Genomic DNA, 22,421 nt, shown 5'->3' with positions numbered 1-22,421 from the left:
TGATCCTGTGCAGTCAATACACCCACACCTCAACCCGGCGGTTCTTGAGGCGGCCTTCATCTTCGGTGTTGGCCGCTACCGGCATTTGTGCGCCGTAGCCGCGAATCTCGCGCAATACCACGCCATTTTTAACCAGCTCGCGGCGTACAGCCATTGCCCGCAATTTCGACAGCAGTTGTGCTCGCTCCGGGTCATCCTTGGCATCGCCAAAACCTACCAGCGTTACCTGTTTGTTGAGCTTGCCGGTGGCGGTCAGGTACTCGACGACCCGCAACAAGTCCTGGCGTGCCTTGTTATCCAGCGAGGCACTGCCTTCTTCAAAACGAAAGTTGACTGACAGGCGCTGCGCTTCTCTGGCCAGGGTTTGGTAGTCCAGAGGCATATGTGCACCGGGAAGCACACTGCCTGCCTGTACGCTTTGGGCGACAAAACCGTTTTGTGCAACGATGGCCTGGCCTTGAGGGCTTTGGGTAAAGGTAATCAACGCCTTGGCCCAGGGATTGTTCGTAGAGGGTGGCAGGTAAAAGAACAGTCGCCGCGACAAGGGGTAATCCTCGCTGGCGATCAGACTGGTAAGCGGCAGCATCGGTTGCGATGCGCCATCGATGATGGCTACTGCTTTGGCCTCGCGGATATAAGGCAGGCCGATAAAACCAATGGCTTGCGGATCGTGGCTGACCGCATCCGACAGCTGCTCGCTGGATTCAAAGCGTTTCGCGGTGCTGCTCAAGGGGTGCTCGCTGCGGTTCAAGACCAGCTCCTTGAAGATTTCCCAGGTGCCGGATTGATTATCGCGAGCATATAAATGGATGGCGCCGCCGATGCCGCCCAGTTGTTCCCAGCGGTTGATCTGGCCGCTGAAAATCTGTGCCAGCTGTTCGGTGTTGAGTTGATTGAGCGGGTTGCGTGGGTGAAGAATAATCGCCAGCCCGTCGATGGCAATTACCTGCTCGGCGTCAGGGCTTTTCAGGTCACCCAAGCGTTCGAGGTCGACCAGCTCACGGTCCTTGATTGGTCGCGATGAGGCCACCAGATCCGCCTGCCCAGAGGCAAGTGCAGCGAAACCGGTCCCCGAGCCGTGTGCAGCAACATCCACGCGGATCTGCTGACCTTGCGCGTTGGTGCCGACAATACTGTGTTCGTTGGGAGGGACGACGGGGACGCTATGGATGTCATGCAGCCCTTGCTCGGCCAGCATGGCCGCCACCAGCGCCGGGCCGAGGTTGGCGCCGATAGTGTTGGAACCCTGTATGTGCAAGTCGGCAGCAATGACCAGGCTGGTCATGGTGCAGAACAGGGTCAACGACATAAAGCGCAGCATCAGCGGGCACCTTCCTGGGGGCCATAGAAGTGCATGCAATTTAAGTCAGAAAAGTTGCAAGCCGATGACACGGTTTCCTGTAGCCGCTGCCGGAGGAACGAGGCTGCGTTCGGCGAAGGAGTCGTCGCAAATCAGGCGCCTCAATGTGACAGACAAATTGAGTGCTCAGGTTTCACGACGGATACGCCGCCGAACGCAGCCCCGCTGCGCTCCTCAGCGGCTACAGGCCACTCAGCTCAATTCCAGCCAGATCGGTGCATGGTCTGATGGTTTTTCCATGCCGCGCAGGTCGTAGTCGACTCCCGCCGCCTTGATCCGTGGCACCAGCCCCTCGGAGGCGAGGATCACGTCAATCCGCAGGCCGCGCTTGGGCTCGTCTTCAAAACCGCGGCTGCGGTAGTCGAACCAGCTGAAGCGGTCGGCCACGTCCGGGTGCAGATAACGGAAGCTGTCTACCAGCCCCCAGCCCTTTAGGCGTTCCAGCCACTCGCGCTCTTCCGGCAAAAAGCTGCACTTGCCGGTTTTCAGCCAGCGCTTGGCGTTGTCCGGGCCGATGCCGATGTCGCAGTCCTGTGGGGAAATATTGATATCACCCATCACCACCAGCGGTTGTTCGTTGCTGAACTGGCTTTCGAGCAACTGCTGCAGGTCGCTGTAAAAACGCTGCTTGGCCGGAAACTTGGTAGGGTGGTCGCGGCTTTCGCCCTGTGGGAAGTAACCGTTCATGATGGTCACGGGCTGGCCGTTTTCGTCGGCGAAAGTGCCCCAGATAAAACGCCGTTGCGCATCTTCTTCGTCGCTGGCGAAACCTTTATGCAGTTCCAGCGGCGCCTGGCGCGAGAGCAGGGCGACACCGTAATGGCCTTTTTGGCCATGAAAGTGCACGTGATAACCCAGCGCTTCGATGTCGGCGAGGGGGAACTGGTCGTCATGGACTTTGGTTTCTTGCAGGCCGATCACGTCTGGCTGATGTTTTTCGATCAGGGCTGCCAGTTGATGCGGCCTAGCGCGCAGGCCATTGATGTTGAATGAAACGATTTTCATGGGCGGGCAGTCCTGAGCAAAACTGCGATGCTAGCGGACTGACGCGTCAGCGGCCAGTGTGCAGTAGGTCAAATGCACTGCTAACGTAGGATGCACTTGGCCATGATTGAACTGTTGTGGCACTCGGGGGTTCGTACGCATTAGAAGCGCTGCCATGCAGGCCGCGCCCGGGAGATTTATCGCATGACGCAAACGTCGAACGCCAGCAGTCAGATTCAGATGCTCGACAGCGGCTATTCAAGAGAAGCGCGCTCTTTGCTGTATCAGGCCTATCGCCATGAGCCGACGTTCCGCTTTCTGTTTAACGCGAACCGCAGTGGTTACGAACAGCGGGTCAGGGCCACGGTGCGCGAGCTGGTCAAGCAGCATTTCCTGCAGGATTTGCCCGCGTTGGGGTTGCTGGTCAATGACCGGTTGTTGGGTGTTGCATTGATTGCGCCGCCGCAAAGGCGCCTGGGCATCACTGAAAGTTGGGCATGGCAGTTGCGTATGCTGCTCAGTACCGGTTTGAGCTGTACGCGGCGCTATCTGGATTATCACCAAGCGGTACAGGCCTGCGTCCCGGGCGATGCAGTCCACATGTTGCCGCTGTTGGGGATTCATCCAGAATTTCAGGGGTTGCACTATGGCGAGCAGTTGCTGGAAGCGGTGCATAACTGGTGTGCCGAAGACGAACATTCCGAAGGCGTGGTGCTCGACACCGGGAACCCGCACTATCTGGAGTTCTACAAGCGTCAGGGTTATGTGGAAATAGGTGAGGTAGCGGTCGGACCTGTTGTGGAGCATGTGTTCTTTCATGCCAATCCACAGGTTTCACGCGTAGACGAAGCTTAAAATCCAGTTTCTGCCCATTGACGCGCTCTATGCGCACCCTAGCCCGTGATAGCATTCGCGCCTATGAAGTATCCAGGAAGATTTACCAGTGGTGTTGTCCTGCTGTTCAGCAGTTTTGCGGCGTTTGCCCAAAGCGAGCTGGTGGTCAAGGTCAACCCGGCAAACGACGCCCTCAAGGCCAACGTGGAAGGTTATATCGGCAGCCTCGACGATCGCGACGAGAAAGCGTTGCTGCGCTTCAAGCGTGGTGCGCAAGAGCAGGCCCTTAAAGCATCCCAGGCCTTGGGTTACTACCAGCCCAGCATAGAAGCCGAGGTTGAGCCCGGTGCCAAACCGCGTCTGGTGTTGCGCATTGATCCCGGCGAACCGGTGCATCTGCGCAACGTCAATGTGCGCGTCGAAGGCCCGGCCGCCTCGCTCAAGGCGTTTCAAATCCCGGCCAGTGATGATCTGAAACCGGGTGCGGTGCTTAATCAGGGCAACTACGAAGACGCCAAGCGGATGATTCAAAACCGGGCCCTGCGGTACGGTTTTTTCAACGGCAAATTTACTCGGCACGAACTGCTGGTCGACCCTAAAGGCGGTTTTGCAGACATCGATCTGGTCTACGAAAGCGGACCGCGTTTCCTCCTTGGCAAAGTCAGTTTTGCCGGCGATGCACCTTTTGACCAAACCCTGTTGCAACGCATGGTGCCTTTTACTCCGGACACCCCTTACGACTCGGAGCTGGTTGCAGAACTCAATCAAAACCTGCAAAGCAGTGGTTATTTTGAAGTCGTGCGTGTCGATGCCGCACCGAGTACCGCTGTAGGGCAAGTAATTCCGGTCGACGTTGATCTGGAAACCCGCAAGCCGCGCACCATGACCCTTGGCCTTGGTTTTTCGACCGACACCGGTGCCCGTGGCAAGGCTAGCTGGATGCGTCACTGGGGCAACCCGCGGGGCGATAGCTATGGTTTCGAATCTGAAATTTCCCAGCCCAAGCAAAACGTAGGCGCCTGGTATGACATCCCGCTGGACCCGCCGCTGACCGACAAGCTGCGTCTTGCCGCGGGTTATCAAAATGAAGAAATCGCCAACACCGATACCTTGAGCAAGTTGCTCACGGTTGGCCCCGAGTGGCACAGCAAACTGGACAACGGCTGGACGCGAGTCGTGTCGCTCAAGTGGCAGCACGAGGAATATCGCCTGGGCGATGACTCTGGCCTCAGTACCCTGCTGATGCCAGGCGTCAGCTATTCGGTATTGCGCAGCGATAACCGTATCGATCCCAGCCACGGTTATAGCGTGACCACGGATATGCAAGTGGCCAAGGAAGGATTGTTGTCCGATACCAACCTGTTCCATGGTGATGTGAAGCTCAAGGCGCTGACCACCTTGTGGGACAAGCACCGCTTTTTGGGGCGGATTCAGTTTGGCGGCAGTGCCACCAATGGCTACCAATCGATTCCGCCATCCTTGCGCTTCTTTGCCGGTGGCGACCAGAGCGTGCGTGGCTATGACTACCAGACCCTGTCGCCGAAAAATTCGGAAGGTGATCGCATCGGCGGGCGTTACATGCTGGCTGGCAGCCTTGAGTATCAATATCAGTTCGCTGACAAATGGCGCTGGGCGACTTTTGTCGACCAGGGCAACGCATTCAATACGCTGGACTTTCCGAGCCTGAAAACCGGGGTCGGTGTGGGTATTCGCTGGATTTCTCCGGTTGGCCCGATACGCCTCGATCTGGCCCATGCGCTGGATGACGATGGCGGTGTTCGTTTGCACTTCTCGATGGGGCCAGAACTGTGATTCGTGGTTTGAAAATAGCCGGTCTGGTGTTGTTGGCGTTGGTGCTGCTGGTGGTTGTCAGCGTGGGCGTTATTCTCGGGACGCAGGCGGGCAGCCGCTGGGTGCTGGGGCAAGTGCCGGGCTTGCAAGTGGACAACTTCGCCGGGCGCCTGGGTGGCCAATGGGGTGCCGATCATCTGTTGTGGGAGCAAGGTACCAGTCGGGTCGAGGTGAGCAGGCCGATCTTTGCCTGGTCGCCGGGCTGCCTGATGCGCATGACTCTGTGTATTGATCAATTGCAGGCCGAGCAAATCAGCCTGCAATTTCCCCCGAGTGAAGACAGCAGTAGCGGTCCGATCAGCCTGCCGGAGTTGAAATTGCCGCTGGCGATTGAAGTTGGAGTGGTCAAAGTCGGCAATGTGCTGTTCAACGGCATCGAACAACTCAAAGGCATGCAGATGTCGGCGCAGTGGACCGCCAAGGGTTTGCAGATCGACTCGGTGCATGTCGAGCGCGAAGACCTGAACGTTGAACTGTCCGGCTTGCTGCAACCCAATGGCGACTGGCCATTGACCTTGCAAGGCAATATCAGCCTGCCAGCACCGGGTGAAAAACCCTTGGCGCTGGCGCTCAAGGTTGAAGGTAGTGTGCGCACTATGCTGAACCTTACGGCCGACAGCAGCGGTTACCTTAACGCGCATCTGACGGGTGAAATTCAGCCGTTGGCGGATAACTTCCCGGCGCAGTTGAAAATTACCGCCGAGCCGTTCAAGGCCAGTCCGGATCTGCCGGATACCTTGCAGCTCAATCAGTTGCTGCTCACGGCTAAGGGCAATCTCAAAGACGGTTATGAATTGAATGGCAGCGCCACTCTGCCAGCTGAAAAAGAGCCAGTGAATCTGCTGCTCAAAGGTCGGGTAGATGCCAAGGGCGCGCACATCGCAGCACTGGATTTGACGGCCAACCCGCAGCAGCGCTTGAAACTGTCGGGGCAAGTGGACTGGCAGGAAGGTTTGAGTGCCGAAGCCAAAATCGACTGGCTGGAATTCCCCTGGCACAACCTGTACCCGGTGATCGACAAGCCCGATGTGGACTTGCGTACCTTTGTTGGTGAAGTGTCCTACAGAGATGGCAATTATCTGGGTAACTTCAAGGCTGACCTCGACGGTCCAGCAGGCAAGTTCAGCCTCAGCAGCCCATTCAGTGGCGATCTGGGCAAGATATTCCTGCCGCAGCTCAAGCTGGTGGCCGGGCAGGGCAAGGCCGAAGGGCACGTCAATCTGCAGTTCGCCGACGGCCTGGTGTGGGACACGGCACTGGATTTGAGTGCAATCAACCCAGCGTACTGGGTGGCCGAGTTGCCGGGTACGTTGGCTGGGCCATTGCGCAGCAAGGGCTCATTCAAAAATGAGCGTCTTGAGCTGGATGCCAACCTCGACCTTAAAGGCCGTTTGCGCGGCCAGCCAGCGGTATTGCAAGCCAAGGCCGCAGGCGCAGGAGAGGCCTGGACTGTCAGTGCGCTGGACATTCGCCTGGGTGATAACCGAATCAATGGCAGCGCCAGTTTGCAGCAGCAACTCAAGGCCCAGCTTGATCTGAACATGCCGCGTCTGGGGCAACTGTGGCCCGAACTGCGCGGCCAGCTCAAAGGCCGGGTCGACCTGGCCGGGACGCTCAACGCGCCGCAAGGCAAGGTGCAGCTCAACGGCCAACAGCTGGCATTTGCCGATAATCATCTGCAAAGCCTGAGCCTGGATGCCAGTCTTGATCGTAATCAACGTGGTCGCTTTGACCTCAAAGGCAGCGGGATTCAGGCCGGTGACACTCAGCTTGGCGTACTCACTGCCAACGGCAGTGGCGATATCAAGCGCCAGCAGTTGAAGCTGGCGTTGCAAGGGCCGTTGCTGCAACTGGGCCTGGCGCTGGAGGGTGGCCTGGATAAAGACAATTGGCGTGGACGATTGGTCAGCGGTGACGTCAAGGCTGGCGGGCAGGACTGGGTGTTGCAAAACCCGGCGCGCCTGGAACGCCTGGCCGATGGCCGGGTCAATCTGGGCGCACAGTGCTGGATCTCTGGTCCGGCCAGTTTGTGCAGCGAAGAGCAACGCCTGGTGCCGGATCCCAAGTTGCGCTTGCACCTCAAGCAGTTTCCGCTCGACAGCCTGGCGCAGTGGCTGCCCAAGGATTTCCAATGGCAAGGCCAGCTCAATGCTGACCTGATGCTCGACCTGCCAGCCAGCGGGCCCAAAGGCCAGATAGTGGTGGATGCCAGTGGCGGCACGTTGCGCTTCAAGGACAAGGGCCAGTGGCTGGACTTCCCGTATCAGGCGTTCAAGCTGACCAGCAATCTGACGCCCAACCGGGTCGACTCCAGGCTCGATTTCGACGGTGGCAAGCTGGGGCAACTGATGCTGGCGGCGCGAATCAACCCGCTGCCAAAAAGCAAACCGATCACCGGTGAGTTCCGCCTGAGCGGGTTGGATGTGTCGATGATTCGTCCATTTGCGCCAATGGTGGAAAAACTCACCGGCCAATTGAACGGCTCGGGCACGATTTCCGGCGCGTTGCTGGCGCCTCATATCAACGGCAATGTGGCTCTGACTGGCGGCGAAATTTCAGGCCCGCAGTTGCCAACCAGTTTCGAGAATCTGCAACTTTCGGTAGCCATCAACGGTGAAACTGCACTGTTGAATGGTGGCTGGACCAGTGGCCCTCAAGGGCAGGGCAGCATCAGCGGCAATCTCGCCTGGGGCCAGGCTATGGCGGTCAACGTGCTGGTCAAGGGCAACAATTTGCCGGTTACGGTGGAGCCTTACGCCAAGCTTGAAGTCGCCCCCGACCTGAAAATCTCCCTGAATGCCGATAACACCTTGTTGATCGCCGGTCGGGTGAACGTTCCCAAAGGTGAAATCGTTGTTCGCGAGTTGCCGCCTTCGACGGTCAAGGTCTCGGATGACACTGTGATCGTGGGCCAGCAAACGACGGATGAGGCGCCGCCGATGCAGGTGGATATGGACATCACGGTGGTGGTGGGGCAGGAGTTGCTGACGTTCTCGGGCTTCGGCCTGAACGCTGACCTGGCCGGGCAGGTGCATATCGGCAACAACATGGATACCCGTGGCGAGTTACGGTTGAACAATGGCCGCTACCGGGCCTATGGCCAGAAGTTGACCATTCGCCGGGCGCGTTTGTTGTTTGCCGGGCCCATTGATCAGCCGTATCTGGACATCGAAGCGATTCGCCAGACCGACGATGTTATCGCCGGGATTCGCCTGACAGGCAGTGCGGAACAGCCCACCACGCAAATCTTCTCGGAACCGGCCATGAGCCAGGAGCAGGCGTTGTCCTACCTGATTCTGGGGCGACCGCTGACGGGGACTGGTGAAGATGAAAATATGCTGGCGCAAGCGGCACTGGGCCTGGGGTTGATGGGCAGTTCGGGGATCACCACCAGCCTGGCCAATCATCTGGGGATCAAGGACTTTGAACTCGACACCCAAGGCAGCGGCAACAGTACGGCAGTGGTGGCCAGTGGCAAGATCAACGAGCGCTTGAGCGTGCGTTACGGGGTTGGCGTATTTGAACCTGCCAGTACCATTGCCCTGCGTTACAAACTGAGCAAACGGGTGTATGTCGAAGTGGCCAGCGGCTTTGCGAGTTCGCTGGATATCTTCTACAAACGGGATTTTTAACCTGGGGTGAAATCCTGCGGCAGCGGTTACAGAGATACTTCAACCGTGGGAGCGAGCCTGCTCGCGAAGATCATTCGCGAGCAGGCTCGCTCCCACAGGGTGCTTGACCTGGAGCTGAGTATCTACAGGCTGTTGATCAGTGATTCAGTTGCTGCATCACCTCTTCGGTATAGCGCAACCCTGCCACGGCGCTGGCCGGGAAAATCGCCGCCAGTGCCGCCAGTTCGCTGGCGTTCAACTTGACCTCCAGCGCCGCCACATTCTGTTCCAGATACTTGCGCTGTTTGGTGCCAGGGATCGGGATCAGGTAATCACCTTGAGCCAGTACCCACGCCAAGGCCAATTGCCCGGCAGTTACGCCTTTTTCCGCCGCCAGACTTTCAACCTGCTCAACCAACAGCAGATTTTTGGCGAAGTTGTCACCTTGAAAACGCGGGCTGAAACGGCGGTAGTCGTCGTCGGCAAAGTCGTCAGCAGTTTTCAGAGCGCCGGTCAAAAAGCCACGCCCCAGCGGGCTATAAGGCACAAAGGCAATCCCCAGGCGTCGGCAGGCCTCAAGGCAGCCGTTGTCTTCCTGATCCCGGCTCCACAGCGAATACTCACTTTGCAGCGCGCTGATCGGATGCACCTTGTGCGCACGCTCAAGGGTCGTTGCCGAGGCCTCGCTCAGGCCCAGATAGCGAACCTTGCCCGCCTTGACCAGATCGGCCATCGCGCCGACGGTCTCTTCAATCGGTACATTCGGGTCCATGCGGTGCTGGTAGTACAGGTCGATAGTCTCGACCCCCAAACGCTTGAGGCTGCCCTCGATGGACTGGCGGATGTACTCGGGGCGACCGCTGACGGCGCGAAAGGCCGGGTTGGCCGGATCACGTACGATGCCGAACTTGCTGGCCACAAACACCTGGTCGCGTTTGCCGCGTATCGCCTGGCCGATCAGTTCTTCATTGGTGTGCGGGCCGTAAATATCGGCGGTATCGAGCAGGTTGATTCCCAGTTCCAGGGCTCGGTGCAGGGTGGCCACGGCTTCGCGGGTGTTGCTGCCGGTGGTGTAGAAGTCGGTCATGCCCATGCAGCCAAGGCCAATAGCGCTGACATAAGGGCCGTTTTTACCAAGTTGGCGAGTGTGCATGCGAAGTGCTCCTGAGTGGGGTGGAGCTATTCTTGACCTCGACAGCGGCAAGATAAACCGGGTAAAAACACTATGAGTATTCGTATTTTCTAAACAATGGAGGGGCTATGGACCGATTCAACGCGATGCGGGTCTTTACCCGTATCGTTGAGCTGGGCGGTTTCGCCAAAGCTGCCGACAGCCTGCAAATGCCTCGCGCCTCGGTCACGGTACTGATCAAGCAACTGGAAGCGCACTTGGGCGTACAACTGTTGCATCGCACTACGCGCCAAGTGAGTCCTACCCTGGACGGCGCCGCGTACTACCAGCGCTGCATCAGTTTGCTGGCAGATCTTGAGGAAGCCGAAGGGCTGTTCAAAAGCAGCCAGCCCAAGGGAACGCTTCGGGTCGAGATGCCTGCTGCGGTGGGCCGCCTGGTGGTGTTGCCGGCTTTGCCGGAATTCACGCAGCGCTATGCGCACATCGAGCTGGAAATCGGTCTTAACGATCGCCCGGTGGATCTGATTCGCGAAGGTGTGGATTGCGTGATTCGCGGCGGATTGACGATGGATGATTCACTGGTGGCGCGGCCGCTGGTGCAGATGGATCAGATCACGTGCGCCAGCCCCGGCTATTTGCAGGCCCACGGCGTGCCGCAATCACTTGAGGACTTGAGCGGGCATCAGGTGGTGGAGTACTTCTCCAGCGCATCCGGCAAGCGCTACGGGCTGGAGTTCCAGATCGGTGACGAAGTACGTCTGGTGGATTTGCCCAAGCAGATCGCGGTCAATAGTGCAGAGGGTTATCTGGCGGCGTGTGTGGCGGGGTATGGTCTGGTGCAAGTGCCGCATTACCATGTTGCGCAACTGGTACGTGAAGGACGAGTGCAAGAAGTGCTCGGCGATTGTCTGCCACCGCGCATGGCATTGACCGCCCTGTATCCGCCGCATCGGCAACTGTCGCCGCGAGTGCGGGTGTTTGTGGATTGGCTGGTGGACTTGTGTGCCCGGCCGGGCAGTGGCTTTAGACGTTAACCCGAGCCTGCGGGGCAGGCTCGGGGTGATTCATCAGCGGTGGTAATAACCTGGGCCACCATCATAGTAACGGTGATCGCCATGCCTTCCATGACCTGGGAAAACCACGCACCCGCTCATGGCCAGGATGAGCAACAACGGGACCAGCCTGGAGATACGACGTAACATGCACAGATCCTCAAGGTTAGAGCCGGTGGCAGCTAAAAAGCTTCCCCGGCTGTAAGATGAGACCTCGAATGTTTCAAATCATCTCCGTAAACCGAACATATTTGTTAAATTCCCGGTTTGCGTTTTCAGACTTACTTCAGGAACAGGTTATGACCCCTTCGCAGCGCTTGAAATACTCGATTTTGATCTCACTGGTAGTTCTGGGGATCATGTTTGGTCTTTCGTACATGCAGAACGCCGGCATGATCAGCGAGAAAATGTTCCAGTACATCGCCATCGGCGTGGCTGTGGTCGTGGTCGTGATCAACGGTGTGATGCGCCGCAAGACCAAGATTTAAGCTTCAATCCTTCCGATCAGAACGGCTTCAGCCTGTGGATGCAGGCTGTAGCTCTTGTCGCTGTTGAGCACCACCACCCCCTCGCTGCACAAGCGCTTGAGCACCTCGCGCACACTCAGAAACGACAATGGAATATCCAGTGCCTGCAAATGACTGTGCATGCCGCGCACTCCCAGCCGTCGATCATTCCCGGCCGCGGTCAGCAATGCGTCAATGACCTTGAGCCGTACCAGGCTGGTACGCAGCCCGAAACACTTGAGTAAATGACGGATCCGTTCGTTGCCCTGCAAAGGAGCCAGAGCCTCCAGCAACCCCGGGTCGGGCTGGAAAGCTGTGTCGTGATGCTGGTGGCTACCATCCGTTGGTATTTGCTGGTTGTGCATGCAAAAAACTCCTTTTCAGAGCCTGATCAGGAAAAGAAAAAAAATGCTCTTGGTTAACTAGACGAATGAGCGACTTAAATCATGAACATTTGAATGTAGAAAATTTGTCGTAAATCCGTCTCGATTACGTATGCCCCCAGTAAGACCGGGGGTTTGGAACAATTATTAAATTTTTTTAACCTGCTTCGTTTTTCACTTGCCCGTGGTGGTTTTCAATCGATTGCGCCGCCCGGCTTTTTGTCGTGAAGGAGCAGCAGTGCACGTGATTATTTCCAGACCGTTAAGCAAAGTGTGCCTTGCAGGGCTGTGCCTGGGGCTGAGCGTTTCAGCCATGGCCAGCACGCCCGCCAGCGACGTGAGCGCAGATATCCGCCGTACCACTTTTGGCGTGCCGCATATCCGTGCCGCTGATGAGCGCGGCCTGGGCTATGGCATCGGTTATGCCTATGCCCAGGACAACCTGTGTCTTTTGGCCAATGAAGTGGTCACCGTCAACGGTGAGCGCGCCAAATATTTTGGCCCCGAGGCGTTGACCCTGGAGCAGCGCGACAACCTGTCCAGCGATGTGTTTTTCACTTGGCTCAATACGCCCGAAGCGGTGTCTGCCTTTTGGCAGGCGCAAACCCCTGAAGTGCGGGATTTGATCAATGGCTATGTGGCCGGCTACAACCGCCAGCTCAGTGAGCGCGTAATACTCCCGGCACAATGTGACAATGCTTCGGTACGGCCCATCACGGCACAGGACCTGGTCAAGCTGACCCGTCGCTTACTGGTAGAGGGCGGGGCCGGTCAATTTGCCGAGGCCTTGGTAGCAGCAACGCCGCCGCGTGCCACGGCCGGTATCAAGACAACTGCCGGCAGCTTTGAAGTCGCCGCCGAGCGCATGCAACGCTTTGCCTTGGACCGCGGCAGCAACGCAGTGGCTGTAGGGGCCGAGCGCTCACAAACCGGTCGCGCCATGTTGTTGGCCAACCCGCATTTTCCATGGGTGGGCGGGATGCGTTTTTACCAGATGCAGTTGACCATTCCCGGCAAGCTCGACGTGATGGGTGCTGCGCTGCCCGGCTTGCCGATGATCAATATCGGCTTTAACCGGCACATGGCCTGGACCCACACCGTCGACACGTCAAAGCACTTCACTCTGTACCGGCTTGAGCTCGACCCGAAGGACCCGACGCGCTATCTGCTTGATGGTCAGTCGCGGGCACTCGATAAAAAAACCGTGACGGTCGACGTCAAGCAAGCCGATGGCAGCCTGCAATCTGTATCGCGGGATATCTACAGCTCAGTGTTCGGCCCGATAGTGCAGTGGCCGGGCAAGCTCGACTGGGATAATCACGTAGCCTTTAGCCTGCGCGACGCCAACCTGCAAAATGACCGCGTGTTGCAGCAGTGGTATGCGATCAATCAAGCCCCGAGCCTCGATGCCCTGCAAGCGTCCGTGAACCGGGTCCAGGGCATTCCGTGGGTTAACACCCTGGCGGTGGATGATCAGGGGCAGGCGCTGTACATGAACGTCTCGGTAGTGCCCTATGTCGACGCGGCTAAACTCGCCGCCTGCAGCGATCCGCGTGCAGGCCTTGAGCTGATCCTGCTTGATGGCAGCCGCAGTGCCTGTGGCTGGACCGTTGATCCGAGTGCAGCGCAACCGGGCATCTACCCGGCAAGTCATTTGCCACAATTGCGGCGTGATGATTACGTGCAGCACTCCAACGACTCGGCCTGGATGGTCAACCCCAAGGCGCCGTTGACCGGTTTTTCACCCCTGATCAGCCAGGACAGCCAGCCGCTGGGGCCGCGTGCGCGCTTTGCCCTGCAACGCCTGAGCCAGCCGGGGGCAATCAGCGTGTCGGATCTGCAAGGCATGGTGATGGATGATCGGGTGTATCTGGCCGGGTTGGTCATGCCTGACTTGCTGCAGGCCTGTGCGAGCGCGTCGAGGAGCCTTGCACCGCTGTGTGCCAGCCTCAAGGCATGGGATCAGCAGGCAGATCTCGACAGTGGCATTGGCCTGGTGCACTTTCAGCACATCATGGGGCAATTGCTTGAAGTCGCGGATGTTTGGCGCGTGCCGTTCGACCCCGCAGACCCGCAGCACACCCCGCGTGGGCTGAACCTGAGTCAGGCGCAGGTACTCAAGGCGGTGCATGAGGCGCTACTGGCCTCGGCAGCCGCAGTGGCTGAAACCGGGTTGGGCGCGGATGTCACCTGGGGCGAGATTCAGGTCGTCAGCAGTGGTGGCCAGCAAACCCCGATCCACGGTGGCCCAGCGACGTTGGGTGTGTACAACGCCATGCAAAGCGTGCCGGGTCAGGACGGAAAGCGTGAAGTGGTCAGCGGCACCAGTTACCTGCAAACCGTGACCTTCGACGAGCAGGGGCCTAAGGCGCAAGGGTTACTGGCGTTCTCGCTGTCCAGCGACCCGGCCTCCAGGTATGCCCGTGACCAGACGCAAGCGTTTTCCAGGAAACAGTGGCAACCATTGCCCTTCACGGAGGCGCAGATCAAGGCTGACCCCGAATATCAGACGGTGCAAATTCGCGGGGAGCTAAAAGGAGGTTTGTAGATACTCTATTTCAGGCCCGGCACCCTGTTCGCTCCCACGCTCGAAGTATCTCTGTAGCCGCTGTCGAGGTACGAGGCTGCGATCGGCTGCGTAGCAGTCGTAAGATCATTCAGGCTAACGAGCGCTTCGCCCTCGGACGCAGCCTCGCTTCGCTCCTCAGCGGCTACAGAGATACTTCAAGCGTGGGAGTGACCTGGAACAGAGTATCTACAAGTTTTGCGGTCGGGCGTTGAGCACTGGCTGGCCATCCGCATTGCGGCTCAGGTACACCGGCAACACTTTGGGCAGGGAGGTCACCAACTGGTTGATGTCGCGGGTGTTGAACACGCCACCAATGCGCAGCTTGCCGGTGGCGCTGTCCGCCACAGTCAGCGGGGTATTGAGGTAGCGGTTGATCAGGGGCAGGGCCTCTGCCAGCGACAGGTTGTCCAGTACCAGCTTGCCGGTGCGCCACGCCAGGTCCGGGGTATTGGCGTAGGTCTGGCTGATTTGCGCTGCGTAGTCGCCCGACCTGTAGCGCGCCTGCATGCCCGGTTCCAGGCGCAAGCCATCGCCACTTAGGTTCTTGTTGCTGGTCACCAGCACCGAGCCTTCCAGCAGCGTGACCCGCACCTGATCCTCGTACATCCACACATTGAACTGGGTGCCTGTAACCCGAATTCGCCCTTCTGCGGCCTGGACCAGGAACGGGTGCGTGACATCGTGACTGACCTTGAAAAACGCCTCGCCCTTGCTCAGGGTCACCCGACGCTGATCCTTGTAGTTGCTGAAGGTCAGTTGTGTGCCCAGGTTTAGCTCGACTTGGCTGCCATCGGGCAACGTCACCGTTCTGATACTGGTGTCAGCTGTAAAACGTTCATAGGCATTGGGCAGCCAGCCCAGTTGCCAGCCGCTGTAAGCCGCCACAGGGGCCGCAAGCAGGGTGACGGCCGCGGCCACGGCAAAGCGTGACCAGGGGCTGCGACGTTGCACGCGGGGCAGTGCAATCACCTGGGCGGTGGCGGGAGCGGGGTGGGGCAGGTGCTCGCTGACATCCCAGATGTCGAGCATCGCTTCATATTCAAATGCGTGCACGGGATCGGCCGCCAGCCACACAGCGAAAGCCTCGCGTTCCTGATCGGTGCAATCGGGCTCGTGCACGCGCATGCACCACTGAGCCGCAGCTTCGGTGATGGCATCGTATTGGGCTTCGGTGAGGCGTGTTTCACTCATTGGCTTTTCCCGGTTTTGCGTATTCTAACCCCGCACTAGAGCTAACGAGAACATGAGCCATGTCAAAAGCATATCATTTAGCTGCATGGCCGGTTTTTTCTCTGCTACGGTTGTTCCAGTCACATTGAGTACCAGATACAACATCAATTAATGGAGTTAAGACAATGTTGAAGAAAACCTTTGCTGCTGTGATCACTACTGCTGCTTTGTTGGGTGCCGGTGCAGCGATGGCTCAGCCTGATCCGAACTGGGCGTTCTCCAAAGAATTGGTTGAAGTTCTCAAGAACAAAAACGGTTACACCGTGATCAAGAAAATTGAAGCCCAGGACCCTGCTGCCGGCATTTGGAAAGCAGAGGGGATCAAGAAAGTGGATGGCCTGGAATACGAAATTGTTTTCGATTCGACTGGCAAGGTGATCTCCGAGAAGAAAGACTGATTTCGGACACCTGAAACGAATTATCTGCTGAGCGTTTCAACCCGGTCCTGATCACACGTTGTGACAGGGTCGGGTTTTTTATTGCCTGTTTCAAGCCTGGTGCCACCCATTAAAAAGCCCCCGCTCTACGGAGGCTTGTTGTGAGCAGCTGGCGCAAGCGGTGGTATCAGCCGTTGCTGCAACCATTACCCATCACCCGGTATTCAAGAATATGACGCTTGCCCTGATGGTCTTCATAAGTCATTTGTGCCGGCACAATGTCGCAGACATCGGCCACCGGTGACACGCTGATAACGTTGGCAATGTCGAGGTCAGTGGCGTAAGTGTAATGTTCGACAGCGGGTTGTTGTTGCGTAACTTGAAGTTCGTCAGCAGCAGCCAGTGTTGAAAAACTGATAAGTGCAAGAGCGATCAAACGTTTCATTATGGAGACCTTAAAACAATCACGAATCACTGACTTCAATTGCCGACATGGCGGGAGAAGTTGCTGCATCAACGAGGTAAGTGATGCAGTACGAAGTACCGTGCCCTGTTTCAATGTTGCGTTGAGGGATGAACATAGAATACGCCCCACGCGTATTGATTAAAGTCAAAAGATCGCCAAGGAGTCTTTCCGGATCAGTAACAATCCTGCTGCTTAATGGTCCGCACAACAAAAGGCCCCCTCACAAGAGGGGGCCTGGGGTCGTATCCGCAGGTGCAGCCATCGAGGGCTAGTGCATGCTGCAACCGTCACCCATCACCTGATACTCGACAGTGTGGCGCTGACCCTGGGAGTCTTCATAGGTCATGGTCGCCGGCACGACTTCACACACGTTGGGGATGGTGGACAGACTGACGACGCGGGCGATATCCAGTTTTGTACCGTAGCTGTAATGTTCGACAGCTGAAGGTTGAACGGTGGAAGTTTCACCTGCAACTGCAAGTGTTGCAAAACCGGCAAGCAAGAGTGCGATTAAATTTTTCATGAACGTGGCCTCTAAAGTAATCAAGAGTTAAAGCTGACTGACTTCATTTGCCGATGAGGCGGGAAGAAGTTACGACACATGTGAAAGTTGCCAGGTGCGTACGAAGTACCGTGTAACAGGGTCAAGCAATGTTTAGAACATGTGAGTAATTTTACGCTGTTTTACCAAAGGAAAAAGACCTGATGGCAAAAGGCTCTGTTACTGCTGGGGTAACAATGTGATGGCGATGCGAACTTTTTCAAGTGCCCCCCGTATCGGCTTGCTGGCATACTGGCATCTCTGTTTCAGGAGTCAGCCATCGGTATGAATGTCGAGTCCCCCCTTAATGCATATCAACAGGCCATCGAGCAGCAAGGCTTTGTCCATGATCCTGCTCAATGGCTGGCTGTACAGGCGTTGCAACGCTGTCATGAGGCATTGCACTCAGGGGCGAAGTCGGTCAATGGCGTGTATTTGTGGGGCCCGGTAGGGCGGGGTAAAACCTGGTTGATGGACCGGTTCTACCAAAGCCTGCGGGTACCGGCCCGACGCCAGCATTTTCATCACTTCATGCAATGGGTGCATCAGCGCCTGTTTCAGCTGACCGGCACAGCGGATCCACTCAAGGCGCTGGCTAAAGGCCTGGCTGAGGACGTTAGAGTGCTGTGTTTTGACGAGTTGTTCGTCAATGACATTGCCGATGCGATCATTTTGGGGCGTTTGTTCCAAGTCATGTTCGATGAAGGGGTGGTGCTGGTCTGTACCTCTAACCAGCCGCCGCAAGACCTCTATGGTCACGGCTTCAACCGCGATCGCTTCGCCCCAGGGATCAGCGCGATTCTCCAGCATATGGATGTGGTTGCGGTGGACGGTATTGAAGACCACCGGCTGCACCCCGGTATTGCTCATCAGCGCTATTGGGTGACTGAACCGGGCCGGCCGAGCGCGATTGAAGCAGTGTTCAAGGAATTGACCCAAGGCCAGACGGTGTCTGATCAGCCGATTGGGGTGGGCCATCGCTCGCTGAATGTGGTGCACGCCAGTGATGCCGTGCTGTGGTGCAATTTCCACGAGCTGTGTGAGCAGCCGCTGGCAGCCACCGAGTTCATGGACATCTGTGACCGCTATAAGGTGATGTTGCTCAGCGGAGTACCTTGCCTGAGTGCAGAGCAGCGCGAAGGTAAAATTGCCCGGGGTACGGAAGACGGGGCGGTGAAAGTCGAGGCCGGGGATCGCGAGCTGCCGCAGCTGTCCAAATACGATGACAGCGTGCGGCGTTTTATTGCGCTGATCGACGAATGTTACGACCGCAAAGTGCCGGTATGTATCGAAGCCCAGGTGCCGATGGATCAGCTCTATACCCAAGGTTACCTGGAGTTCGCCTTTCGCCGCACCTTGAGCCGCCTGCAGGAAATGCAGCTGCAGCGCTTTGGCCTGCAGGGCCAACCCTTGTAGATACTCTGTTCCGGATCAAGCCCCTTGTGGGAGCGAGCCTGCTCGCTCCCACGGTTGAAGTATCTCTGTAGATACCCTGTTCCCGGTCAATCCCACTGCGGTGCAACGCTCTGCGGGTTGGTCAGGCGGTGGCCGCGATCCAGTGCGGCAATCTGTGCCATGTCATCTTCGGTCAGGGTTAACTCACACGCCTTCAAGTTGCTCTCGAGGTTGTCGCGCTTGGTCGACGACGGAATCACCGAATATCCCAATTGCATCGCCCAGGCCAGTGTCACTTGGGCCGCAGTTGCGGCATGGCGTTTAGCGATCTCGATGATCACCGGATCGTTCAGGACTTCACCGTAGGCCAGTGTCATGTACGAGGTGATATGAATACCTTGGCTCTGTGCGAACTCAACCAATTTACGATTTTGCAGGTACGGGTGAAGTTCGATCTGATTGGTGGCGATGTGTTCGGCGCCAACAGCGGCAATCGCTTCTTTCATCAGCGCGATGGTGAAGTTCGAGACGCCAATCTGTTTGGTCAGCCCCAGCTTTTTGGCTTCAAGCAATGCGCCCATAAATTCTGCTACCGGGACTGCACTTTTCGGTGACGGCCAGTGGATCAGGGTCAGGTCCAGGTGATCGGTGCGCAATTTTTTCAGGCTGTCCTGCAAGCTCGGAATCAGTTGGTCCCCGGCAAAATGGCTGACCCAGATCTTGCTGGTGATAAACAGTTTGTCCCGCGCTACGCCACTCTCGGCAATAGCCTGGCCGACGTCAGCTTCGTTTTCATAGATCTGCGCGGTGTCGACTGCCCGATAGCCCAGATCCAGGGCGTTTTTTACCGAGTCGATTACTACTTGGCCTTTTAGACGAAAAGTACCGAGGCCGAATGCTGGAATAGTCATGGATAACTCCTTGAGGGACGTAAGAATGAGGTTGAGTATCCTCGGACTGATCCGTGGGAAAAACCTGCGATCAAGCAAAGCAGTCTTGATCTCAGGTCATGAATCCAGCCAGCAGAGTTCCTAAATTTCGTCCTTGAGCAAACGTTCTAGCTTGGATAACGCCTGCATTCGGGCTGGGACAGGTAGGGCAATGACGATTTCACGACGATGGTTCATCGCTGGTTTGGCGATCACCGGCGCAGCAGCGCCAGCAGCGTTTTATGGGCATCGTGAGTTGACGCGAGTGGACGAGCCGATTACGCCCGGCGAGGCGACAGTTGACCTGGCAGATACCGCCGGGCAGCAGTTGGCCGACCAGTTGCGCGGGCTTTGGACGATTCGCTTCAACGGGCAGGATGCCGGGCTTGACGGTGTGCCTGCAGATGATCTGGAGCTATGGCTCGATATCGCGCCACGTGGCCGTGGTGTCCGCGGTTATCTTGACACGGCCGCTATTTTGCACGGCTCACAGGTGCCGCGTTATCGCATTTTGGGCGACCTGGTGGCACCGGATGCGAAGCGGATGTACTGGCGACTCACCAGCAGCGAGTCGGTTAACGGCCAGCCTGATTACGAGTTCAGTTTCAGCCTCGATGAAGTCTGGGGCGCTTACGGTAATGCCGGCAGCGGCACCCTCAGCGGGCGCGTGCAGCATCTTGCGCGGCCATTGGCCTTGCCCGAGCAGGACAACAGCTTTGTTGCCGTCAAGCGTACCTTTCCTGAAGCCCGCGAACGGATCGGCCTCAACCCGACGTTGCTGGCCTGGCTGGTGACTCCTGAGCATCGGTTGTTTCACCAGCTGTGGCATGCATCCCGCGATACCTGGCATGAGTTATCTGAAGACAAACGCAACGCTCTGCGTGGCATTGGCTGGCAACCCGGCCAGCGCGACAGGGAGCGCGATGCCCGTGGCCCGCGCAAGGATCGCAACGGCTCTGGAGTGGATTTTTTCTTTATGCATCGACATATGTTGCGCACCGCGCGCTCGATGCAGGATTTACCGTCATGGCCAGCGCTGCCATTACCGCAGCCAGAGCTTGAGCGTGATCGTGCAGGCTTTGCTCGTTACTTTGATAACCACGATGGCAGCGCCTTGCCGCCGACCTGGCTGGCGGAGGGTGATGAGGTCTATACGCAGTGGTTGAGTGATATCAAACAGCCGGAAACCTTTCACAGCAACTTCGAGGTCTGGGAGTCACGCTATCGTGACCCGCGCTATTTATCGTCGCTGACTTTGGGGCAGTTTGGTTCCGAGGTTGAGCTAGGTTTGCATGACTGGCTGCACATGCGCTGGGCCTCTGTACCGAGGGATCCGTCCAATGGCGCCCCGGTGCCGATGGCCCGTGATCCGGCGGATTTTGCCGGGCGCTGGTATGTGCCCGAAAACGACTTTTTGGGTGATCCGTTTTCCTCCCATGTAAATCCGGTGTTCTGGAGTTTTCATGGCTGGATCGATGATCGTCTCGAGGATTGGTACCGTGCCCATGAGCGCTTCCACCCTGGGGAGCTGACACGTCGGCAAGTCAATGGCGTGCCTTGGTTTGCGCCGGGGCGCTGGGTGGAAGTGGATGACCCGTGGCTGGGCCCGCTCACCCACGGCTGTAGCACAACACCGGGGTTGGCCACGGGTAAAACCGTGGAGATGGACCCCGAAACCATGAAACTGGCGCTGCGCATTACCTTTGGCGATGAGAAGAGCATTACCGGGTTGCTGCGGCGCATCCCGCGGCGACCGTGGTATGCGCGGCACCTGCTGGTCAAGACCTGAAGCAGGCGGGTTACTGCACCCGCCAACCTCCACCCAATGCCTTGTACAGCGCAACACTCGCCTGCAGCCGGGCCATGCGCAGTTGCACGCTCTGGTCCTGGGCCTGGTACAGCGTGCTTTGTGTTTGCAGAACCGTCAGCAGCCCTTCTGCCCCGGCGGTGTAGCGACTTTGGGCAATGTCAAAGGCCCGCTGCGCCTGCTTGAGTTCCTCGTCCTGCCATTGACGTTGCTGGTCCAGACCGCTGGCGCTGTTGAGGGCTTTTTCGACATCGGCAAAGGCGCTGATGATGCTGCCCCGATAGGCTTGCAGCAACTCTTGTTGACGTGCTGTGGCTTTATCGCGTTCGGCACTTAGACGGCCATTGTTAAAGATCGGCGCTGCGAGCCCTGCAGTGAGGGTGTAGAACGGGCTGCGCAGGATATTGCTGAAACGGTCAGCGCCAGAGCCCAGGCTGGCGCTCAGGGTCAGGCTGGGCAGCATGGCGGCGCGGGCCACGGTGATATCGGCCCGGGCGGCGATCAGTTTGGCTTCGGCGCTGGCGATGTCCGGGCGTCGGCCGAGCAGCTCGCTGGGCAGTCCGCTGCCTGTCGATGGCCAATGCAGCCGGGCGAAAGTGGTGTCGCCCAGTGCCAGGTTTTGTACGGGCTGACCAAGCAGGACGGCGAGGGTGATCCGTGCTTCCTGGGCCTGTTGCCCAGCCAGTGGCACTTGCCGTTGTTGGCTGGCAACCAGACTCTTTTGTTGGGCCAGTTCCAGGGCTGTGGCCGAGCCCGCGTCATAGCGAGTTTGCACGACGTGCAACACACTTTGCGCATTGGCCAGATTGAGTCGGGCAATGCGCAGTTGTTCATCAAGTGCCAGGGTTTGCACATAACTGCTGGCGACGCCGCTGAGCAAGGTCAGCTCGACCGTCGCGCGATCAAACTCGCTGGCCTTGAGCGCTTGTAGCGCACTGTCCTGAGCTGCCGCTTTGCCGCCCCAGAAGTCCACTTCATAGCTGGCGCTCAGGCTGGCGTCGAAATAGTCCACGGCCTTGTTGTCATCGCTGGCATCCAGTTGACTGTAGCCTTTGCCGCGCAGCAGTTTTTGACGATTGGCATTGGTGCCGAATTTTACTTCGGGCAATAACGGTGCCCCGGCAATCACGGCAGATGCCTGGGCTTGCCGGACTCGGGCCATGGCGCCCGCCAGATCGTAGCTGCCAGCCCGCGCCTGGCTGATCAGGCGGCCCAGTTCGGGGCTACCAAACTGTTCCCACCATTGCTGGCTGACCTGCTGGCTGGCTGGTGCATGTGCCGACTGCCAGGAGGGTGGTGGAACCACGTCGTTATTGTCGTCAGGGGTGGAGTGGCTGCAAGCGCCCAGCAGCAGGCACAGGCTCAACAAGCTCAAGGTCGGCTTCATCAATTGC

Annotated in this window: 18 protein-coding genes; 9 read left to right on the top strand and 9 right to left on the bottom strand. The window is 57.9% G+C overall.

Annotated features, from left to right (window positions below; translation table 11 throughout):
• Positions 1 to 13: 13 nt before the first annotated feature.
• Both N7D90_RS17095 and xthA read right to left on the bottom strand, forming a co-directional pair.
• The gene (locus N7D90_RS17095) at positions 14 to 1,309 is read right to left on the bottom strand and encodes a phosphate ABC transporter substrate-binding/OmpA family protein (RefSeq protein ID WP_261742468.1); all 1,296 of its coding nucleotides are present in this window, start codon (positions 1,307 to 1,309) and stop codon (positions 14 to 16) included.
• Positions 1,310 to 1,552: 243 nt separating this feature from the next.
• Positions 1,553 to 2,365 (bottom strand): exodeoxyribonuclease III, encoded by an 813-nt coding sequence (xthA, locus tag N7D90_RS17090; RefSeq protein WP_261739115.1) that lies wholly within the window; start codon positions 2,363 to 2,365, stop codon positions 1,553 to 1,555.
• Between the two features lie 183 nt (positions 2,366 to 2,548).
• Between xthA and N7D90_RS17085 the strand changes: the two genes are divergently transcribed.
• The 3 genes from N7D90_RS17085 (at position 2,549) to N7D90_RS17075 (ending at position 8,661) form a co-directional block, all read left to right on the top strand.
• The gene (locus N7D90_RS17085; protein WP_261739114.1) at positions 2,549 to 3,199 is read left to right on the top strand and encodes a GNAT family N-acetyltransferase; all 651 of its coding nucleotides are present in this window, start codon (positions 2,549 to 2,551) and stop codon (positions 3,197 to 3,199) included.
• 63 nt (positions 3,200 to 3,262) lie between these two features.
• The gene (locus N7D90_RS17080) at positions 3,263 to 4,990 is read left to right on the top strand and encodes an autotransporter assembly complex protein TamA (protein ID WP_261739113.1); all 1,728 of its coding nucleotides are present in this window, start codon (positions 3,263 to 3,265) and stop codon (positions 4,988 to 4,990) included.
• Complete coding sequence (locus N7D90_RS17075) at positions 4,987 to 8,661, top strand: translocation/assembly module TamB domain-containing protein (protein WP_261739112.1); 3,675 nt, start codon at positions 4,987 to 4,989, stop codon at positions 8,659 to 8,661. The genes N7D90_RS17080 and N7D90_RS17075 overlap by 4 nt, the downstream gene beginning before the upstream one ends.
• Positions 8,662 to 8,797: 136 nt before the next feature.
• On the opposite strand, the gene N7D90_RS17070 is transcribed toward N7D90_RS17075, so the two are convergent.
• Positions 8,798 to 9,793, bottom strand: a complete 996-nt coding sequence (locus N7D90_RS17070) for an aldo/keto reductase (protein ID WP_261739111.1) — start codon at positions 9,791 to 9,793, stop codon at positions 8,798 to 8,800.
• 107 nt (positions 9,794 to 9,900) lie between these two features.
• Between N7D90_RS17070 and N7D90_RS17065 the strand changes: the two genes are divergently transcribed.
• On the top strand, positions 9,901 to 10,806 hold the full coding sequence (locus N7D90_RS17065) for a LysR family transcriptional regulator (RefSeq protein ID WP_261739110.1): 906 nt from the start codon (positions 9,901 to 9,903) through the stop codon (positions 10,804 to 10,806).
• Positions 10,807 to 11,123: 317 nt separating this feature from the next.
• Complete coding sequence (locus N7D90_RS17060) at positions 11,124 to 11,312, top strand: hypothetical protein (RefSeq protein WP_261739109.1); 189 nt, start codon at positions 11,124 to 11,126, stop codon at positions 11,310 to 11,312.
• Here N7D90_RS17060 and N7D90_RS17055 read toward each other — a convergent pair.
• Positions 11,309 to 11,695, bottom strand: a complete 387-nt coding sequence (locus tag N7D90_RS17055; protein WP_261739108.1) for a fe2+ zn2+ uptake regulation protein — start codon at positions 11,693 to 11,695, stop codon at positions 11,309 to 11,311. The genes N7D90_RS17060 and N7D90_RS17055 overlap by 4 nt on opposite strands.
• A 262-nt stretch (positions 11,696 to 11,957) precedes the next feature.
• Here N7D90_RS17055 and N7D90_RS17050 point away from each other — a divergent pair, with 262 nt between their 5' ends.
• Positions 11,958 to 14,261 carry an acylase gene (locus N7D90_RS17050; protein ID WP_261739107.1) on the top strand — a complete coding sequence of 768 codons (2,304 nt, stop codon included), beginning with the start codon at positions 11,958 to 11,960 and terminating at the stop codon, positions 14,259 to 14,261.
• 207 nt (positions 14,262 to 14,468) lie between these two features.
• Here N7D90_RS17050 and N7D90_RS17045 read toward each other — a convergent pair whose 3' ends face one another.
• Complete coding sequence (locus N7D90_RS17045; RefSeq protein WP_261739106.1) at positions 14,469 to 15,473, bottom strand: FecR family protein; 1,005 nt, start codon at positions 15,471 to 15,473, stop codon at positions 14,469 to 14,471.
• 164 nt (positions 15,474 to 15,637) lie between these two features.
• Here N7D90_RS17045 and N7D90_RS17040 point away from each other — a divergent pair, with 164 nt between their 5' ends.
• Positions 15,638 to 15,910 (top strand): PepSY domain-containing protein, encoded by a 273-nt coding sequence (locus N7D90_RS17040; RefSeq protein ID WP_261739105.1) that lies wholly within the window; start codon positions 15,638 to 15,640, stop codon positions 15,908 to 15,910.
• A gap of 166 nt (positions 15,911 to 16,076) precedes the next feature.
• Here N7D90_RS17040 and N7D90_RS17035 read toward each other — a convergent pair whose 3' ends face one another.
• The gene (locus N7D90_RS17035) at positions 16,077 to 16,334 is read right to left on the bottom strand and encodes a DUF2790 domain-containing protein (protein ID WP_261739104.1); all 258 of its coding nucleotides are present in this window, start codon (positions 16,332 to 16,334) and stop codon (positions 16,077 to 16,079) included.
• A 289-nt stretch (positions 16,335 to 16,623) separates the two neighbouring features.
• On the bottom strand, positions 16,624 to 16,878 hold the full coding sequence (locus N7D90_RS17030; protein WP_261739103.1) for a DUF2790 domain-containing protein: 255 nt from the start codon (positions 16,876 to 16,878) through the stop codon (positions 16,624 to 16,626).
• A 303-nt stretch (positions 16,879 to 17,181) separates the two neighbouring features.
• Here N7D90_RS17030 and zapE point away from each other — a divergent pair, with 303 nt between their 5' ends.
• The gene (gene zapE / locus N7D90_RS17025; protein WP_261739102.1) at positions 17,182 to 18,312 is read left to right on the top strand and encodes a cell division protein ZapE; all 1,131 of its coding nucleotides are present in this window, start codon (positions 17,182 to 17,184) and stop codon (positions 18,310 to 18,312) included.
• A gap of 86 nt (positions 18,313 to 18,398) precedes the next feature.
• On the opposite strand, the gene dkgB is transcribed toward zapE, so the two are convergent.
• Positions 18,399 to 19,202, bottom strand: a complete 804-nt coding sequence (dkgB, locus tag N7D90_RS17020) for a 2,5-didehydrogluconate reductase DkgB (protein WP_261739101.1) — start codon at positions 19,200 to 19,202, stop codon at positions 18,399 to 18,401.
• Between the two features lie 190 nt (positions 19,203 to 19,392).
• Here dkgB and N7D90_RS17015 point away from each other — a divergent pair, with 190 nt between their 5' ends.
• On the top strand, positions 19,393 to 21,009 hold the full coding sequence (locus tag N7D90_RS17015; RefSeq protein ID WP_261739100.1) for a PvdJ/PvdD/PvdP-like protein: 1,617 nt from the start codon (positions 19,393 to 19,395) through the stop codon (positions 21,007 to 21,009).
• Between the two features lie 10 nt (positions 21,010 to 21,019).
• On the opposite strand, the gene N7D90_RS17010 is transcribed toward N7D90_RS17015, so the two are convergent.
• Positions 21,020 to 22,414: an efflux transporter outer membrane subunit gene (locus tag N7D90_RS17010; protein ID WP_261739099.1), complete on the bottom strand. Its 1,395-nt coding sequence runs from the start codon at positions 22,412 to 22,414 to the stop codon at positions 21,020 to 21,022.
• Positions 22,415 to 22,421 lie beyond the last annotated feature (7 nt).

Source organism: Pseudomonas fragi (assembly GCF_025426255.1).
GTDB classification, from domain to species: domain Bacteria; phylum Pseudomonadota; class Gammaproteobacteria; order Pseudomonadales; family Pseudomonadaceae; genus Aquipseudomonas; species Aquipseudomonas kulmbachensis.
This window is presented reverse-complemented; position numbering and strand designations above follow the sequence as displayed.

Bases quoted from the DNA above. Each gene is read 5' to 3' on its own strand.
- N7D90_RS17015 (WP_261739100.1), top strand. From the start codon at position 19,393: ATGACGATTTCACGACGATGGTTCATCGCTGGTTTGGCGATCACCGGC.
- N7D90_RS17065 (WP_261739110.1), top strand. From the start codon at position 9,901: ATGGACCGATTCAACGCGATGCGGGTCTTTACCCGTATCGTTGAGCTG.
- xthA (WP_261739115.1), bottom strand. From the start codon at position 2,365: ATGAAAATCGTTTCATTCAACATCAATGGCCTGCGCGCTAGGCCGCAT.
- N7D90_RS17080 (WP_261739113.1), top strand. From the start codon at position 3,263: ATGAAGTATCCAGGAAGATTTACCAGTGGTGTTGTCCTGCTGTTCAGC.
- N7D90_RS17055 (WP_261739108.1), bottom strand. From the start codon at position 11,695: ATGCACAACCAGCAAATACCAACGGATGGTAGCCACCAGCATCACGAC.
- zapE (WP_261739102.1), top strand. From the start codon at position 17,182: ATGAATGTCGAGTCCCCCCTTAATGCATATCAACAGGCCATCGAGCAG.
- N7D90_RS17010 (WP_261739099.1), bottom strand. From the start codon at position 22,414: ATGAAGCCGACCTTGAGCTTGTTGAGCCTGTGCCTGCTGCTGGGCGCT.
- dkgB (WP_261739101.1), bottom strand. From the start codon at position 19,202: ATGACTATTCCAGCATTCGGCCTCGGTACTTTTCGTCTAAAAGGCCAA.
- N7D90_RS17030 (WP_261739103.1), bottom strand. From the start codon at position 16,878: ATGAAAAATTTAATCGCACTCTTGCTTGCCGGTTTTGCAACACTTGCA.
- N7D90_RS17040 (WP_261739105.1), top strand. From the start codon at position 15,638: ATGTTGAAGAAAACCTTTGCTGCTGTGATCACTACTGCTGCTTTGTTG.
- N7D90_RS17095 (WP_261742468.1), bottom strand. From the start codon at position 1,309: ATGTCGTTGACCCTGTTCTGCACCATGACCAGCCTGGTCATTGCTGCC.
- N7D90_RS17085 (WP_261739114.1), top strand. From the start codon at position 2,549: ATGACGCAAACGTCGAACGCCAGCAGTCAGATTCAGATGCTCGACAGC.
- N7D90_RS17035 (WP_261739104.1), bottom strand. From the start codon at position 16,334: ATGAAACGTTTGATCGCTCTTGCACTTATCAGTTTTTCAACACTGGCT.
- N7D90_RS17070 (WP_261739111.1), bottom strand. From the start codon at position 9,793: ATGCACACTCGCCAACTTGGTAAAAACGGCCCTTATGTCAGCGCTATT.
- N7D90_RS17060 (WP_261739109.1), top strand. From the start codon at position 11,124: ATGACCCCTTCGCAGCGCTTGAAATACTCGATTTTGATCTCACTGGTA.
- N7D90_RS17045 (WP_261739106.1), bottom strand. From the start codon at position 15,473: ATGAGTGAAACACGCCTCACCGAAGCCCAATACGATGCCATCACCGAA.